Annotated in this window: 14 protein-coding genes and 1 pseudogene; 11 read left to right on the forward strand and 4 right to left on the reverse strand. The window is 65.5% G+C overall.

Translation table 11 applies throughout. From position 1 onward, the window contains the following. Positions 1-420 precede the first annotated feature (420 nt). Positions 421-1,167 (reverse strand): glycerophosphodiester phosphodiesterase, encoded by a 747-nt coding sequence (locus HGI30_RS07845; RefSeq protein WP_168907116.1) that lies wholly within the window; start codon positions 1,165-1,167, stop codon positions 421-423. Between the two features lie 178 nt (positions 1,168-1,345). After that, positions 1,346-1,885, reverse strand: coding sequence for a nucleoside 2-deoxyribosyltransferase (locus HGI30_RS07855; RefSeq protein ID WP_168907117.1), 540 nt, complete (start codon positions 1,883-1,885; stop codon positions 1,346-1,348). A gap of 157 nt (positions 1,886-2,042) precedes the next feature. Between HGI30_RS07855 and HGI30_RS07860 the strand changes: the two genes are divergently transcribed. The 5 genes and pseudogenes from HGI30_RS07860 to HGI30_RS23195 all read left to right on the forward strand — a co-directional run bounded on the left by HGI30_RS07860 (position 2,043) and on the right by HGI30_RS23195 (position 6,081). Continuing rightward, positions 2,043-3,314 (forward strand): ABC transporter substrate-binding protein, encoded by a 1,272-nt coding sequence (locus HGI30_RS07860; RefSeq protein ID WP_168907118.1) that lies wholly within the window; start codon positions 2,043-2,045, stop codon positions 3,312-3,314. A 1-nt stretch (position 3,315) separates the two neighbouring features. Further along, a complete protein-coding gene (locus tag HGI30_RS07865; protein WP_168907119.1) occupies positions 3,316-4,347 on the forward strand; it encodes a FecCD family ABC transporter permease in 1,032 nt (343 codons plus the stop codon). Further along, positions 4,344-5,222, forward strand: a complete 879-nt coding sequence (locus tag HGI30_RS07870) for an ABC transporter ATP-binding protein (RefSeq protein ID WP_168907120.1) — start codon at positions 4,344-4,346, stop codon at positions 5,220-5,222. The genes HGI30_RS07865 and HGI30_RS07870 overlap by 4 nt, the downstream gene beginning before the upstream one ends. Beyond that, a pseudogene (locus HGI30_RS23190) lies at positions 5,215-5,592 on the forward strand (ankyrin repeat domain-containing protein); the annotation flags it as partial. The gene HGI30_RS07870 and the pseudogene HGI30_RS23190, both read left to right, overlap by 8 nt. A 42-nt stretch (positions 5,593-5,634) precedes the next feature. Further along, positions 5,635-6,081 (forward strand): antibiotic biosynthesis monooxygenase, encoded by a 447-nt coding sequence (locus HGI30_RS23195; RefSeq protein WP_328805280.1) that lies wholly within the window; start codon positions 5,635-5,637, stop codon positions 6,079-6,081. A gap of 60 nt (positions 6,082-6,141) precedes the next feature. Here the strand turns inward: HGI30_RS23195 and HGI30_RS07880 are convergent, their stop codons facing one another. Further along, positions 6,142-6,372 (reverse strand): PLDc N-terminal domain-containing protein, encoded by a 231-nt coding sequence (locus HGI30_RS07880; protein ID WP_328805254.1) that lies wholly within the window; start codon positions 6,370-6,372, stop codon positions 6,142-6,144. A 127-nt stretch (positions 6,373-6,499) separates the two neighbouring features. Between HGI30_RS07880 and polA the strand changes: the two genes are divergently transcribed. The 5 genes from polA to HGI30_RS07905 all read left to right on the forward strand — a co-directional run bounded on the left by polA (position 6,500) and on the right by HGI30_RS07905 (position 12,371). Then, on the forward strand, positions 6,500-9,160 hold the full coding sequence (polA, locus tag HGI30_RS07885; protein WP_168907122.1) for a DNA polymerase I: 2,661 nt from the start codon (positions 6,500-6,502) through the stop codon (positions 9,158-9,160). Between the two features lie 129 nt (positions 9,161-9,289). Then, positions 9,290-10,156, forward strand: coding sequence for a DNA-formamidopyrimidine glycosylase (gene mutM / locus HGI30_RS07890; RefSeq protein ID WP_168907123.1), 867 nt, complete (start codon positions 9,290-9,292; stop codon positions 10,154-10,156). A gap of 114 nt (positions 10,157-10,270) precedes the next feature. Then, positions 10,271-11,095 carry a manganese efflux pump gene (locus tag HGI30_RS07895; RefSeq protein ID WP_206110043.1) on the forward strand — a complete coding sequence of 275 codons (825 nt, stop codon included), beginning with the start codon at positions 10,271-10,273 and terminating at the stop codon, positions 11,093-11,095. Positions 11,096-11,199: 104 nt separating this feature from the next. Next, positions 11,200-11,796 (forward strand): dephospho-CoA kinase, encoded by a 597-nt coding sequence (coaE, locus tag HGI30_RS07900; RefSeq protein WP_168907124.1) that lies wholly within the window; start codon positions 11,200-11,202, stop codon positions 11,794-11,796. Continuing rightward, a complete protein-coding gene (locus tag HGI30_RS07905) occupies positions 11,793-12,371 on the forward strand; it encodes a lytic transglycosylase domain-containing protein (RefSeq protein WP_168907125.1) in 579 nt (192 codons plus the stop codon). The genes coaE and HGI30_RS07905 overlap by 4 nt, the downstream gene beginning before the upstream one ends. A 78-nt stretch (positions 12,372-12,449) precedes the next feature. Here HGI30_RS07905 and HGI30_RS07910 read toward each other — a convergent pair whose 3' ends face one another. Next, the gene (locus HGI30_RS07910) at positions 12,450-12,668 is read right to left on the reverse strand and encodes an alpha/beta-type small acid-soluble spore protein (RefSeq protein WP_168907126.1); all 219 of its coding nucleotides are present in this window, start codon (positions 12,666-12,668) and stop codon (positions 12,450-12,452) included. Between the two features lie 154 nt (positions 12,669-12,822). Between HGI30_RS07910 and nrdR the strand changes: the two genes are divergently transcribed. Further along, entirely contained in the window at positions 12,823-13,290 is a 468-nt protein-coding gene (gene nrdR / locus HGI30_RS07915; RefSeq protein ID WP_168907127.1) for a transcriptional regulator NrdR, read from the forward strand. Positions 13,291-13,323: the final 33 nt, after the last annotated feature.

Genomic DNA, 13,323 nt, shown 5'->3' on the forward strand with positions numbered 1-13,323 from the left:
CTCCTACGTCGTTAGGGTTCTACATCCCTGTCTGCGGGCCGTTTAACGCTTTGAATCATCGTTAGCCGTGTGCAATCTGAGGCATAGGCCGACGAAGCAGCTTTCAAGGCGAAGCCGACAGGATCAAACAAGGAAAGGTAGCAAAGAACAGAGGCGGAACCTGGCAAAGGAGGTATGGTTGCGGCTGAGAGAGGATAAGAGGCGCGAGGGAGGTGATCGAAGGCTAGCTCAAACAGCAAAAAGAAACAGGAGCCGCGCTGCATCAACCGAGCACGCTTGTGCGGCGAAGTCTCGGTCAGACAGAGCGTCTCCTGTTCCTTGATTGAATGAGCAGGGCGTCTCATGTTTCTTAAAGGTTGGATAAGCGTCGTTTCCCTGCGTCCACTATTCCGATCCTGGCGTGCGGGATGAACGGAACAATCAGCGGCCTTCGCGCTGGACAAGCCATTCGTTCAGCCGGCCCGGATAGTCGGTGATGATGCCGGAGATGCCGGCCGCGACCAGCCGCTCCCACTCCTCGGGACGATTGGCCGTGTACGGGTAGACCGCGATGCCGGCCGCTCTGGCATCCTCGGCGTCCTGGCGGCCTATGAAGCCGTGATGGGGATGGAGCGACCAGACTGCAGTCCCCAGCAGGGCGGCATAGGAGGCATGATGGTACAGGTCGGCGGCGTACAGCAGGCCGATGCGCAGTTCAGGCTCGGCGTTTTTGAGGCGGACGAGCAGCTTGTGGTCGAACGAGGAAACGACGGTGCGGCGCAGGTTCGTTCCCTGGCGCAGGAAGTCGAGCAGCTTGGCGTCGAGCTGCGAGCCGGCCGCGTCCTTCACTTCGACGTTGATCTCGACCGCAAGCGGCAGCAGCTCGTAGACTTCGCTCAGCAGCGGCACGCGCTCCCCGGCAAAGGCCGGTCCGAACCACGAGCCCGCGTCGGCGCGACGGATTTCTTCGGCCGTCTGGTCGCGAATCGCGCCGCTTGCGTCCGTGGTGCGGTCAAGCGTGTCGTCGTGGCAGACGATTAGCTCGCCGTCGGCCGACAGATGCACGTCGAGCTCGACCATGTGCGCGCCTTGCTCCTCGGCCAGCCGGAAGCTGGCCAGCGTGTTTTCCGGCGCTTCTCCGGCGGCGCCGCGGTGTCCGATGACGAGCGGTTGAAGAGAGGTACTCATAGAAAGACCATCCTTTCGGGTTCGGGTTCGGGTTCGGGTTCGGGTTCGGGTTCGGGTTCGGGTTCGGGTTCGGGTTCGGGTTCGGGAATGAGGCAGGTCCAGGAATGGGATGCGGCTGCATCCTCCTGCATGCATGATAAGCGTCGCGCCGAGGCTTGTCTACGGGACATCAGGCAGTTTAACCGAAGCTTAACACGCCGGACGCCAGATCGTCGGCAGCGCGCCGCAGCGCGTCCTCCAGTCCGCCTTGGACGACGGTGGCGGGCACGGCCAGCATCAGGTTCACCGGCAAGCCGAAGTTCTCGACGTTCATTCCGTCGCGATGGCGTCCGGTGATCGGGTCGATGTTCGCCGCCAAGCGTTCCGCCTGGTCGCGCGTATCGGCCAGATGGCCGTATAGCGGCTTGCCGAGCGCGTAGGCGAGCCCGCATTCGAAGACGGTGCCGGCGTCCGGCTCGGAGCCGCGAAACGCGTTCAGGTTGGCCAGGACGAAGTCGGCCTGACGGACGAGCCGTACGTTGCCTTCAAAGATGGCTCGGGCGGTGTCGAGCCGGTCGGGCAGAGGACGGATGTCCTTGTCCAGCGGAAAGATGCCTCGAAAGCCGTATTCCGCGCAAAGCGCCTTCATCGCGCGGCCGGTTTCGGCCGCGTCGGGCCGGAAAACCTCGAATCCGGCGAGATAGACGGACGGGGAGAATGCAGGGCTGGAGGAATTCATGGTCGGATGTCATCTCCTTCGAGTTCGATGGCTCCATTGTAGCATGGACGAGGAAAAAGATGGGCGACTCCATTGACAATGAGAATCGTTATCAATATTATAGTTCCTGTAGTTGATATTGATTCTCATTCTTAATAGACCCAGGGAGGTTTCATTCATGTTCCGCAGTTCCAAAAGCATTCTCGCCGCTTCGGCGGCAGCGCTCATTCTCATCTCCGCTTCCGGCGCGCCGTCTACGGCTCGCGCGGCAGCCGCTCCGATCCAAGTGACGCTCGACGGCAAGAAGCTGCCGCTCGACGCGCAGCCGATCGTAGCTTCCGGACGCACGCTCGTGCCGTACAGCTCGATCGTCCAGTCGCTCGGCGGCAAGGCCTCCTGGAGCAGCTCGACGCGCACGGTGACGGCGACGAGCGGCAGCGATACCGTCAAGCTGACGGCAGGCTCCGCCACGGCATACATAAACGGCAAGGCGACGAAGCTCGACGCCGCTCCGGTCATTCAGAACGGCAGGACGTTCGTGCCGCTGCGCCTGATAACGGAAGCGTTCGGCAAATGGGTGAGCTGGTCCCAGTCGAGCCGCACCGTCGCGATCTCGAGCAAGCTGACGCTGACGACGAGCACCGGTCCGTTCACGCTGAACAAGCGTCCGCAGCGCATCGTCACGCTGTCCTCGTCCGACACGGAGATGATCTACGCGCTCGGCGGCACGGTCGTCGGCCGTCCGACGGCGATGGGCGCGGTCAACCCGCCGGAAGCCGCGTCCGCGGTCGAAGTCGGCAGCACGCACGGTATCCTGTTCGAGAAGCTGGCATCCGTCAAGCCGGATCTGGTCATCGCGAGCCCGGCGCTGGCCAGCCAGAAGCCAACGCTCGAGAAGCTCGGCGCGCAAGTGCTGCTCAACTCGCACAACTCCTATGACCAGATCAAATCCTCGCTGCGCCTGTACGGCAAGCTGCTCGGCAAGGAGACCAAGGCGGAGGAGATCGCGGCCAATATGGACCGCACGGTGAGCAGCTTGAAGAAGCCGGCTTCCAAGCCCAAGGCGCTGATCGTCTACGGCGCGCCGGGCAGCTTCGTCGTCGCGCTGCCGAGCAGCTACCCGGGCAGCTTCCTGGAGCTGGCAGGCGGAGCGAACGTCGCGGCGAGCTTCCCTAAGATGACCACGATGCCTCAGTACGCCGAGCTCAGCATGGAGCGCATCGTCGCGGCCAACCCGGATCTGATCCTGCTCATCGCCCACGGCGATTCCGCAGAGGTCAAGTCGGCGTTCAAGAAGCAGTTCGAGTCGAATCCGGCCTGGAACAACCTGTCGGCGATCAACGACGACCAATTCGAGATTCTGCCGCAGAACCTGTTCGCCGCCAACCCGGGCCTGCGCGCGCCGGAAGCGATCAAGACGATCAACAAGCTGCTGCTGCAGGTGAACTGACATGGCGGCCGTCCTGTCGCCGGCTGACGTCAAGCGGGCCAGACGCCCGGCGTCGGCGCGGCATGCGGCCGTGCTCGCCGGCGCGGCGGCGCTCGTCGCCGCCAGCGTCGTCTGCGGCCTCGCGCTCGGCGCGATCCGGATCCCGGTCTCCGACGTATGGGCCGCGCTTCTCGGCTCCAATACGGACACGGAAGCATGGCAGATCGTCTGGAACCTGCGTTTGCCGCGCGTGCTGACCGGCCTCATGGTCGGCTGTTCGCTCGGGCTCGCGGGAGCGCTGCTGCAAGGCGTGTTCCGCAATCCGCTCGCCGATCCCGGCATCATCGGGGTCTCGTCCGGCGGCGGCATCGCCGCCGTCACGATCATGATCCTGTTCCCGGCGCAGATCGCGCTGCTGCCGGCGGCCGCGTTCCTCGGCGCGCTGGCGGCCAGCGCCGTCATCTATGCGCTCGCCTGGAAAGGCGGGGCATCGCCGATCCGGCTCATCCTCGCCGGCGTGGCGGTCAACTCGCTGCTCGGCGCCGGCATGTCGGCGCTCATGATTCTCAACAGCGAGAAGGTGCAGTCGGTGCTGCCGTGGATGAGCGGCAGCCTGAACGGCCGCAGCTGGCCGCATGCGGATACGCTGCTGCCGTACGCGCTGGCCGGCCTCGCGGCGGCGCTGCTGCTCATCAAGCCGGCCAACCTGCTTGCGCTCGGCGACGACGCGGCCAAGCTGCTCGGCGTTCGCGTCGAGCTGTACCGCCTCGTCATCGTCGGCGTCGCGGCGTTCCTGGCTGGCGCGGCGATCAGCCAGGCGGGCATGATCGGCTTCGTCGGCCTCGTCGTGCCGCATATCGTGCGCCTGCTCGTCGGCTCGGACTACCGCGTCCTCATGCCGGCATCGGCGCTCGGCGGAGCGGCTCTGGTCACATTGGCCGACACGGCGGCGCGCACGCTGTTCGATCCGATCGAATTCCCGGTCGGCATCCTGCTCGCGCTGCTCGGCGCGCCGTTCTTCCTCTATCTGCTGCGAAAGGGGGCGAAGCGATGAGCCGCCTGACCGGACAATCGCTCGTTCACGGCTACGGGGACCAGCTCGTCGTGCACGGCGTCGATATCGACATCCGCCAAGGCGAATGGGTCGGCATCATCGGGCCGAACGGCTCGGGCAAGTCCACCGTGCTGCGGATGCTCGCCAGACTGCTCAAGCCGCGCGGCGGGGCGGCGATGCTCGACGGCGAGGACTTGGCGGCGCTGCCGCCCAAGTCCGCTGCGCGCCGCATCGCCATGCTGGCCCAAGCCCAGGAGGCGGGCCTCGAGCTGACCGTGCGGGAGCTGGTGCGCAAGGGCCGCCATCCGCATTTGAAATGGTATCAGGACGGAAGCGCGGAGGAGCACGAGAGCATCGTCGACTGGGCGATCGCAGCCGCCTCGCTGCAGGAGCTGCAGCATCGCCCGCTGCCGGCGCTGTCCGGCGGAGAGCGCCAGCGTGCTTGGCTCGCGATGGCGATCGCGCAGACGCCATCGGTGCTGCTGCTCGACGAGCCGGCGACGTACCTGGACATCGCCCATCAGCTCGAGCTGATGGAGCTCGTCCAGCAGCTGAACCGCGAGCAAGGCCTGACGGTCGTGACCGTGCTGCATGACCTCAACCAGGCCGCCCGCTACTGCGACCGGCTCGTCGCCGTCAAGGACGGACGAGTCGCCGCTCAGGGGAGTCCGTCGGAGCTGTTCACGCATGCGTTCTTCTCCGACGTGTTCGGCGTCGAAGGCAGCATCCGCAGCGAAGAAGGCGTGCCGAGCTTCCAGGCGAGGCGCGCCACGCCTCGCCGGCTGGCGGCGACAGCCGGGGCCGCAAGAGCGGCTTCGGCAGAGAGTGGGTTTCAACCAAACGAACCGAAAACGGGAGAGATGACCAATGTCTGAGCAAGCATTGAATCCGGAACTGGTGCGCGCCTTTGTCGGCTCGGCGCACAGCGATCTGGAGCGCGTGCAGCAGCTTCTGCAGGAAGAGCCGGGACTGCTGCATGCCGCGATGAACTGGGGCGGAGGCGACTGGGAGACGGCGGCCGGAGCGGCCGCGCATGTCGGGCGCAAGGATATTTTGAACTGGCTGTTGGAGCAAGGCGCCCGCCTCGATCTGTTCGGCGCGGCGATGCTCGGCGAGCTGGAGCTGGTCCGCTCGGTCATCGAGCGGCATCCTTCCCAGCTGCACGCCAAGGGGCCGCACGGCATCACGCTGCTCCAGCACGCCCTGATGGGCGGGCCGGACGCGCAGCAAGTCGTTGCTTATTTGAAGGAAAAGCTGGGCGAAGCGAAGGAAGAGCAGGCCGGCCCGGTGCTCGTCGAGAACCGCATCGTCGTCAAGGCGGGCTTCGCGGAGGCGGTGCTGGAGCGGTTCGCCAAGCCGAAGCAGGTGCATACGTTCGAAGGCTTCGTGCGGATGGACGTCCTGCACGGCAAGAGCGAGAACGAAGGCGAGGAGGAGATTCGCGTCTGCACGACGTGGAGGTCCAAAGCCGATTTCGAGGCTTGGGCGTCGAGCGACTCGTTCCGCGGCGCGCATGCGAAGCGGCAGGAGCAGCAGGCTGAAGGCGCTGCGGCAGACCAGGCGGAACGGCCCGCGCATGGCCATGGCGGCCACGGCCAGCCCGCTCACGGCTCCGGCCATGGACGTCCGGCGGCGGCAGGAGAGGGCGCAGGCCCGATCGTCGGCAACCGCGTGACGTTCTACCGCGTCGCGGCTTCGCATCTGCCGGCGGCAGCGGCGGCCGAGCAGGGCTAGGCACGCACGGCAAAAAGGCATGGCTTCCGGACGACCGGTGCCATGCCTTTTTTTGCCGCGCTAGCGTCCCGGCCGATTCCCGCGCCGATCTTCGCGGATAATTAGATAGAGGATCAGGCCGACGATCGGGAAGAACAGCAGCGCGATCAGGACGAGCAGGGCGAACTCGCTGCTGTAGCCGCGCTCCCGAGCATCGCGGAACGCCCAGATGCAGAGGGCGACATGGAGCAGCAGCAGCCCGAGCGACACCAGCAGGAAAAGGACGCCCAGCATGCCGATTCCACCCATCATTTCCAATCCCCCCTTATTATGCAAAATGATCCTTTCCATACGAGTTGTTGACCGCTAAGGTTTCCAGGTTTCCCAGCGGAGTGTGGTATGATAGAAGCAATCATAAACGACGACGAGGTGCCTGGATATGGAGAAGTGGATCTTGATCGACGGCAACAGCATCGCCTATCGGGCGTTCTACGCCATGCCGCCGCTCACCAACGCGGCCGGATTGCATACCAATGCCGTTTTCGGCTTTACGACGATGCTGCTCAAGGTGCTGGAGGAGCAGAAGCCGACCCATGCGCTGGTCGCCTTCGACGCCGGCAAGGTGACGTTCCGCACGGAAAGCTTCGCGGATTACAAGGGAACCCGGGACAAGACGCCGTCCGAGCTGTCCGAGCAGTTCCCGCTCATCAAGGAGGTCGTGCAGGCGTTCGGCATCCGCCAGTTCGAGCTGCCGGGCTACGAGGCGGACGACATCATCGGCACGCTCACCCGCATGGCGGACGAGCAGGGCGTGCAGGCGGTCGTCGTCAGCGGCGACAAGGACATGCTGCAGCTCGCATCGGAGCAGGTGTCGATCGCCATCACGCGCAAGGGCGTCAGCGAGATCGAGCTGTACGATCCGGCGGCAGTGCGCGAGCGCTACGGCCTGGAGCCGTCGCAGATCATCGACCTCAAGGGGCTCATGGGCGACACGTCCGACAACATCCCCGGCATCCCCGGCGTGGGCGAGAAGACCGCGCTCAAGCTGCTGCATGAATACGGCACGGTCGAGGCGGTGCTGGAGCGCTCCGGCGAGCTCAAGGGCAAGCTCAAGGAGCGCGTCGAGGAGCATCAGGAGTCGGCGCGGCTGAGCAAGCAGCTGGCGACGATCTTCCGCGAGGTGCCGCTTGCGGGCGAGACGGGCGATTTCGCCTACAAAGGGTACGAGCCGTCGACGCTGGCCGCAGCGTTCGGCAAGCTGGAGTTCAAGTCGCTCATCGAGCGGCTCGACCTCGGCGCTGCCGCTCCGGCATCGGCCGAGCCGCAAAAGGTGCTCGACGTCCGGCCGGTCGAGATCGGGGACAGCGAAGCACGCCAGGCGCTGGAGCAGGCGCTGCGCGCTCCGGGCGCGTTCTACCTGGAGGCGGTCGGCGACAATCCCCATCACGCTGAGCTGATTGGCGCCGCCTATGCGGCCGAGGAGGCCGTCTACGCCATGTGCGGCGACTGGCTCGCCAGCCCGGACGCCGACGGCTTCAAGGCGTGGCTCGCCGACGCGTCCGCGCCGAAGGTCGGCTGCGACCTGCACCGCGCGGAGCTGGCGCTCAGCGCGCGCCTCGGCGTGCATCTGCAGGGCGGAGCGTTCGACATCGTGCTGGCCGCCTACCTGCTCGATCCGACCGCGACCGACCAGAGCGTCAGCGGCATCGCGGCTCGCCTCGGCCTGCCGTCCGTGCCGACCGACGAGTCCGTCTACGGCAAGGGCGCCAAGTTCAAGGTACCGGACAAGGAAGCGCTGTACGCGCAGCTGGCCGTCAAGGCCGACGCCGTGCGCGCGGCCGCGCCGCTGCAGCAGGCCCAGCTGGAGGAGACGGGCATGCACCGGCTCTACTACGAGCTGGAGCAGCCGCTGTCCGGCGTGCTCGCCGACATGGAGCGCCAGGGCATCTCCGTCGACGCGCAGACGATCCGCCAGCTCGGGTCGGAGCTGGAGACCGGCATCAAGGCCGACATGGAGGCGATCTACCGCCACGCCGGCCAGGAGTTCAACATCAACTCGCCCAAGCAGCTGGGCGAGATCCTTTTCGACAAGCTCGGCCTGCCCGTCATGAAGAAGACGAAGACCGGCTACTCGACCGATGCCGACGTGCTGGAGAAGCTGGAGCCGTACCACGAGATCATCCCGCTCATCCTGCACTTCCGCCAGCTCCACAAGCTGCAGTCGACGTATGTGGAAGGGCTGCTCAAGGAGGTCCGTCCGGACAGCGGCAAGATCCATACGTACTACCGCCAGACGATCGCGGCGACGGGCCGGCTGAGCAGCCAGTTCCCGAACCTGCAGAACATCCCGATCCGGCTGGAGGAAGGACGCAAGATCCGCAAGGCGTTCGTGCCGTCCGAGCCGGACTGGCTCATCCTCGCGGCCGACTACTCGCAGATCGAGCTGCGCGTGCTGGCGCACATCTCCGGCGACGAAGGGCTGAGCGAGGCGTTCACGCAGGACCTCGACGTGCACACGAAGACGGCCATGGACGTCTTCGGCGTGGCGCAGGCGGACGTGGATGCGGACATGCGCCGCTCCGCCAAGGCGGTCAACTTCGGCATCGTCTACGGCATCAGCGACTTCGGCCTCTCGCAGAATCTCGGCATCACGCGCAAGGAGGCCGCCCGCTTCATCGATCAGTACTTCGAGGCGTTCCAGGGCGTGCGCAAGTACATGGACGACATCGTGCAGCAGGCGCGCCGCGACGGCTACGTGACGACGCTGCTGGAGCGCAGGCGCTACCTGCCGGAGATCAAGGCGTCGAACTTCAACCTGCGCTCGTTTGCCGAGCGGACGGCGATGAACACGCCGATCCAGGGCACGGCCGCCGACATCATCAAGCTGGCGATGGTCAAGATGCAGGAGCGGCTGCGCGCCGAGGGGCTGCGCTCGCGCATGCTGCTGCAGGTGCATGACGAACTTGTCTTCGAGGTGCATCCCGAGGAGCTCGAGACGATGAAGAGACTCGTGCCCGAGGTGATGGAGAGCGCCCTGGAGCTGAGCGTGCCGCTGCGCGCGGACGTCAGCTACGGAGCGAACTGGTACGAGGCGAAGTAACGGACGGCTCCCGAGCCGCCTTTTCCGCGGAGCGGGGGAGGCGGCTCGGTTGTTTTCCCAGTCCTCTGGGCATGCAGGAAGCACTTATCTCCGTTATAATGGGTAGGATAGAGAAAGGTGTTGATCCCCATGCCGGAATTGCCGGAGGTCGAAACGGTAAGCCGAACGCTGACCTTAATCGCGGCGGGCAAGACGATCGAGAGCGTCGTCGTCACCTTGCCGCGCATCATACAGCGCCCGCAGGAGCCGGAGGCGTTCGCCGCCGCCCTGGCCGGGCATACGATCCAAAAAGCCGAGCGCCGCGGCAAGTTCATCCGCATCGTGCTCGACGGGCTCGTGCTCGTCTCGCATCTGCGCATGGAAGGCCGCTACGGCCTCTATGACGCCGGCGAGCCGGTGGCCAAGCATACCCATGTGCGCTTCCGCTTCACGGACGGCACCGAGCTGCGGTACCAGGACGTGCGCCAGTTCGGCACGATGCATCTGTTCGAGCCGGGCGAGGAGTTCGCACGCCCGCCGCTCGCCAAGCTCGGGCTGGAGCCGCTCGGCGAGGCGTTCACGCTCGAAGCGCTGCGCGGGCTGCTCGGGAAACGCACGACGATGATCAAGCCGCTGCTGCTGAACCAGGCCTACATCGTCGGGCTCGGGAATATCTATGTCGATGAGGCGCTGCACAGCGCGGGCATCCATCCGGAGACGACGGCGGACCGGCTGAAGCCGGACCAGTGGCGCAAGCTGCATGCTTCGATCCGGTCGACGCTGGAGCGTGCCGTCGAGGCAGGCGGATCGTCGATCAAGTCGTACGTCAACGGCCAAGGTGACGCGGGCCGCTTCCAGCACGAGCTGCTCGTCTACGGACGCAAGAACGAGCCTTGCCCGGGCTGCGGAGCGCCGATCGTCAAGACGGTCGTCGGCGGCCGGGGCACGCATTTTTGCGTGTCCTGCCAGCCGCTGCCGAGCGTCCGCCGCAAGCGCGCCGAGGCGTCCAGCCGGTAGCGCAGGCAGCGCGCCGCCACTTCCGCGAAGGCGGCGGGAGCGGCCGCATCGGAACAGATGCCCAGTTCCTGCATAGGATGGAGCAAAGCCATTCGCAGGGAGGACTGTACCGCCATGCTTGCCCATCTGCTGCCGCTGCTGCTGCTGTCCTTTGCCGTCAGCGTAGACGGATTCGGAGTCGGAATCACGTACGGACTGAGGCGGATCCGCATCCCGCTGCTGTCCGTGCTCATCATAACGGGATGCTCGGGCATCGTCATCCTGCTCAGCATGAAGATCGGGACATGGCTGACGGGATTCGTCGACGCCGAGGATGCGAAGCGCATCGGGGCGCTCATCCTGATCGGCATCGGCGGCTTCACGCTGTTCCAGCAGCTGCGGCCCAAGCGGACGACCGCCGATGCGGACCTTCCGGAAGCGCCATCCGCCCCGCAGGCAGCTGGCCGAGGCGAGGATGCGGGCCGCCCCGCCGCGCCAGGCGCCTCTCCGGCTGTCGATGGCCGCAGAGCTGCTCCGACCGCCGCCGGCTCCGCCGGCAGCCCGGCTGCGGCGATGTCCGCCGGCTCCGGAGCCGCCGCCGAGCTGGCGGTGCCGTCGATCGCCGTGCTGACGCTCGAGATCAAGAAGCTCGGCATCGTCATCCAGATTTTGCGCTCGCCGCAGACGGCGGACGTCGACAGCTCCGGCAGCATCAGCGCCGGCGAAGCGCTGCTGCTCGGCTCGGCGCTGTCGCTCGACGCGTTCGGCGCGGGCCTCGGAGCGGCGATGGTCGGCCTCGACCCGTGGCTGACGGCGCTCAGCATCATGCTGGCCAGCGGCCTGTTTCTGGCGGCGGGGCTGCGCTTCGGCTTCCGCTTCTCCGGCGGCAAGCGCATGAGGCTGCTGAGCGTGCTGCCGGGAGCGCTGCTGCTGCTGATCGGCCTCGGCAAGCTCTGGTGACAATTCGAGGAGCCGAGCTGATCCCGCCCGGCGATCCGGTATCAACCCGATCCCTCCCGTGGCGGGGGGATGTTGGACTTTATCCGAAGAAAGGAGGAACTCGCATGAGAATCGGACTCACAGGCGGCATCGCCAGCGGCAAAAGCACCGTCTCCCGCATGCTGCGGGAGAGAGGCGCGTTCGTATCGGACGCCGACGAGGCGGCCCGCGCCGTCGTCGAGCCGGGGGAGCCCGCGCTCGGCGACATCGTACGCGCCTTCGGCGACGGCGTGCTGCAGCCGGACGGACGGCTGGATCGGGCCGCCCTCGGCCGCATCGTCTTCGGCCAGCCGGACAAGCTCCGCCGGCTGGAAGGCATCCTGCACCCGGCGATCCGCCGCCGCATGCAGGAGGAGATGGAGCAGGCGGAGAGGCATAGGCCGGACCGGCTCGTCTTCGCGGACATTCCGCTGCTGTTCGAGACCGGACAGGACAAGGCCTATGACGGCGTGCTGACGGTATACGCGCCGGCGGACGTCCAGCTTGAGCGGCTGATGAAGCGCAGCGGGATGGACGAGGCGGAGGCGCGCCGGCGGATCGGCCTGCAGCTCGACCTCGAGGAGAAGCGGCTGCGAGCGGACTGGGTCATCGACAACGGCGGCAGCGAGGAGGAGACTCGGCTGCAGGTCGAGCGCTTCCTCTCCGAGCGGGGGAGGCCATGAGCTGGGGCTGGCTTGCCCGCAAGCGGGTGCTGCTGGTCGTGCTGATCGGCTTCATCGCCCTGCTGTTCCTGAAGTCCGACTGGCTCGGGCGCATGATGTATCCGATCCCCTTCAAGGACAGCATCGAACAGGCGGCCGCCGAGCAGAAGGTCGACCCGTATCTGATCGCGGCGATCATCCGGGTGGAATCCAACTTCCGTGCGGACAAGCTATCCAGCAAAGGGGCGGGCGGCGTCATGCAGCTCATGCCGGATACGGCGGAGTGGATCATCGGAGCCGCCAAGTTCAAGACGATGTCCCGCGACGCCGTCATGAGCGGGGTCGAGGAAAATATTCGCGCCGGCTCCTGGTACGTGCATTCGCTGCACGACCAGTTCAAGGGGAACCAGGCGGCTTCGGTCGCCGCGTACAACGCCGGTCCGGGAAAGGTCGGCCAGTGGCTCCAGGAGGGCCGCTGGGACGGAACGCTGGCGCGGCTCGATCAAGTGCCTTATGGCGAGACCCGCCATTACGTGCAAAGAGTCAATTATTACTACAAAAAGTACAAAAGCCTTTATCCGGAATGGTCCCGTTAGGTATAATGGAAACGAGACATGAAAAAGGCCCGGAGCATCCGCTTCGGGACGGCTCCGGGCCTTTCGGTATGAGGTCAATTATTTGTATTGACCTGCGAGGGATTGCTCGCCGATGGTGACAAGGCGTTTCGTGATGTAACCACCGAGGGAGCCAGCGTCATAAGTCGTGAAGTTGCCGTAGTAGCCGTCCTGCGGGATGGCGATACCGAGTTCTTGAGCAACTTCATACTTCATTTGGTCCAGGGCTGCATGGGAACCCGTTACGACCAGCTTGTTGCTGTTGTTGTTTTGGGACATTGTCGTTTCACCTCCTCGCGGTTGGTAAAAGTATTATGTGCCGAAATGCCAGGTTCATACGCAGGGAGAAGATAAATTTGTACAAATGGCTGACAGCCTTTGCGCAGAGCGGGATCGCCGCCGCGCGCCACCCTGAGGAAAAGGAGGGGCAACGATGAAATGTCCCTATTGCGAGCATAACGGCACCAAGGTGCTGGATTCCCGTCCCGCCAACGGGGACAAGTCCATCCGTCGCCGCCGCGAATGCGAGAAGTGCAGCCGCCGCTTCACGACGTTCGAGATGATCGAGGAGACGCCGCTGATCGTCATCAAAAAGGACGGCAGCCGCGAGGAGTTCAGCCGCGACAAGATCCTGCGAGGCCTCATCCGAGCCTGCGAGAAGCGGCCGGTGCCGGTCGAGCGCCTGGAGGAGATCGTCTCCGAGGTCGAAAAGGAGCTGCGGACGACGGCCCAGGCCGAAATCGACAGCCGGGCCATCGGCGAGCTCGTCATGCAGCAGCTCTATCCGGTGGACGAGGTCGCCTACGTGCGCTTCGCTTCGGTCTACCGCCAGTTCAAGGACATCGACATGTTCATGAAGGAGCTGTCCAGCCTGCTGTCCAAAAATCCGGCCGAGAGCTGAGGCGGCCGCGGCAAGGCCGTTATGACGGCAAAA

The sequence above is a fragment of the Paenibacillus albicereus genome, assembly GCF_012676905.1.
GTDB lineage: Bacteria > Bacillota > Bacilli > Paenibacillales > Paenibacillaceae > Paenibacillus_O > Paenibacillus_O albicereus.

Excerpts from the sequence above, each read along its gene's own strand:
- HGI30_RS07845 (WP_168907116.1), bottom strand. The coding sequence starts at position 1,167 with ATGAGTACCTCTCTTCAACCGCTCGTCATCGGACACCGCGGCGCCGCC.
- HGI30_RS07855 (WP_168907117.1), bottom strand. The coding sequence starts at position 1,885 with ATGAATTCCTCCAGCCCTGCATTCTCCCCGTCCGTCTATCTCGCCGGA.
- HGI30_RS07860 (WP_168907118.1), top strand. The coding sequence starts at position 2,043 with ATGTTCCGCAGTTCCAAAAGCATTCTCGCCGCTTCGGCGGCAGCGCTC.
- HGI30_RS07865 (WP_168907119.1), top strand. The coding sequence starts at position 3,316 with ATGGCGGCCGTCCTGTCGCCGGCTGACGTCAAGCGGGCCAGACGCCCG.
- HGI30_RS07870 (WP_168907120.1), top strand. The coding sequence starts at position 4,344 with ATGAGCCGCCTGACCGGACAATCGCTCGTTCACGGCTACGGGGACCAG.
- HGI30_RS07880 (WP_328805254.1), bottom strand. The coding sequence starts at position 6,372 with ATGATGGGTGGAATCGGCATGCTGGGCGTCCTTTTCCTGCTGGTGTCG.
- polA (WP_168907122.1), top strand. The coding sequence starts at position 6,500 with ATGGAGAAGTGGATCTTGATCGACGGCAACAGCATCGCCTATCGGGCG.
- mutM (WP_168907123.1), top strand. The coding sequence starts at position 9,290 with ATGCCGGAATTGCCGGAGGTCGAAACGGTAAGCCGAACGCTGACCTTA.
- HGI30_RS07895 (WP_206110043.1), top strand. The coding sequence starts at position 10,271 with ATGCTTGCCCATCTGCTGCCGCTGCTGCTGCTGTCCTTTGCCGTCAGC.
- coaE (WP_168907124.1), top strand. The coding sequence starts at position 11,200 with ATGAGAATCGGACTCACAGGCGGCATCGCCAGCGGCAAAAGCACCGTC.
- HGI30_RS07905 (WP_168907125.1), top strand. The coding sequence starts at position 11,793 with ATGAGCTGGGGCTGGCTTGCCCGCAAGCGGGTGCTGCTGGTCGTGCTG.
- HGI30_RS07910 (WP_168907126.1), bottom strand. The coding sequence starts at position 12,668 with ATGTCCCAAAACAACAACAGCAACAAGCTGGTCGTAACGGGTTCCCAT.
- nrdR (WP_168907127.1), top strand. The coding sequence starts at position 12,823 with ATGAAATGTCCCTATTGCGAGCATAACGGCACCAAGGTGCTGGATTCC.